At 66.3% G+C, this 1,367-nt stretch carries 2 protein-coding genes; both read left to right on the forward strand.

Annotated features, from left to right (window positions below; genetic code table 11):
* Nucleotides 1–497: transposase (locus I4W07_RS09085; RefSeq protein ID WP_459560478.1), on the forward strand; the 497-nt coding region annotated here is incomplete at its 5' end.
* A gap of 20 nt (nt 498–517) precedes the next feature.
* On the forward strand, nt 518–1,367 hold an 850-nt coding region (locus I4W07_RS09090), incomplete at its 3' end, for an IS3 family transposase (protein WP_271739787.1).

The raw sequence follows: 1,367 nt of genomic DNA on the forward strand, positions 1-1,367 counted from the left end.
TTTTTATGCGTGTCGACTTGAGGGTGAAGCACGACATCGAGGCCAGGAAGGCGGCAATCGGGCTCTTCGAGCGAGGCCACGGCTCCGAGTCGGCGGCGAAGGCGCTGTCGGTCCCGCGCGACACCGTGAGACAATGGCTCTACGTATACCGGTCGTTCGGAAGCGAGGTGCTGCTATCCATGGACGGCAAGCAGGCCAGGTACACATATGAGCAGAAGGTCGCCGCCGCCTCGGCCGTGGTCGACGGCGGCATGAGCAAGCGGGACGCCATGGAGGCGTTCGGCGTCATGTCCCTGGCGCCGCTCAAGAGATGGTGCGCGCTCTACCGCGAGGGCGGCGCCGAGGCGCTCAGGCCCAAGCCCAAGGGCCGGCCGAGCGGTTCCAAGGCGAGGCCGCGCACGCGCGAGCAGGAGCTCGAGGAGCGCTGCCGAAGGCTCGAGACCGAGGTGGCCTACCTAAAAAAATTGCGTGCCCTGGTCGAGAGGGACGGACTCTGACCAGGGCGAAGGTCGAGGCCGTGGGCGCCCTGCGCGAAGAGGGGTACGGGCTGGGGTGCCTGCTGGAGTGCGCCGGCCTGGCGAGGTCGAGCTACTACTACGCGCTGTCGCACCCGAAGGCTCCCACCAGGCCCGAGCTCTGGGAGGCCGCCGCCGAGATATTCTCGCGCACCGCCAACGGGTGCGGCCACAGGCAGATCGCCATGTGCCTGCGCGCCGAGCAGGGCGTGCGCATAGCCTACAAGACCGTGCTGAAGATGATGCGCGAGATGGGCATCAGCTGCGGGATCCGCCGCGAGACCGACTACCACAGGTACAACTCGTACAGGGGCAAGGTCGGAAAGACCTTCGAGAACGTCATCGGGCGCGACTTCGCCGCCGACGGGCCGTGGGAAAAGATGGGCACCGACGTCACCGAGTTCAAGCAGCCCTGGGGCAAGGCCTACTTCGCGCCGGTCTACGACTTCGGCAGCAAGGAGATCGTCGCCTGGTCCACGTCGCTGCACCCCAACATGGCCCAGCAGCACGAGCTGCTCGACCAGCTCGTGTCCAAGAAGCCCAAGGGCTCCAGGCCGATCCTGCACTCGGACATGGGCTGGCAGTACCAGCAGGCCGGTTGGTGCAGGCGGCTGGAGGAGGCCGGCGTGGTGCAGAGCATGTCCCGGAAGGGCAACTGCATCGACAACGGCGCGACGGAGCAGGTGTTCGGCCACATCAAGGACGAGTTCTTCCGCGGAAGGACGTGGCCGGACTTCGAGTCCTTCAAGGCGGACCTCGACGACTTCGTGGTCCATTGGAACACGAGGAGGCGCCAGGTTAAACTGAAGGGACTGACCCCGGAGGAGTTCCGGAGCCAGTCCCTTGCGGCGT

The organism is Collinsella aerofaciens (assembly GCF_015670745.1).
Classification (GTDB): Bacteria; Actinomycetota; Coriobacteriia; order Coriobacteriales; family Coriobacteriaceae; genus Collinsella; species Collinsella aerofaciens_T.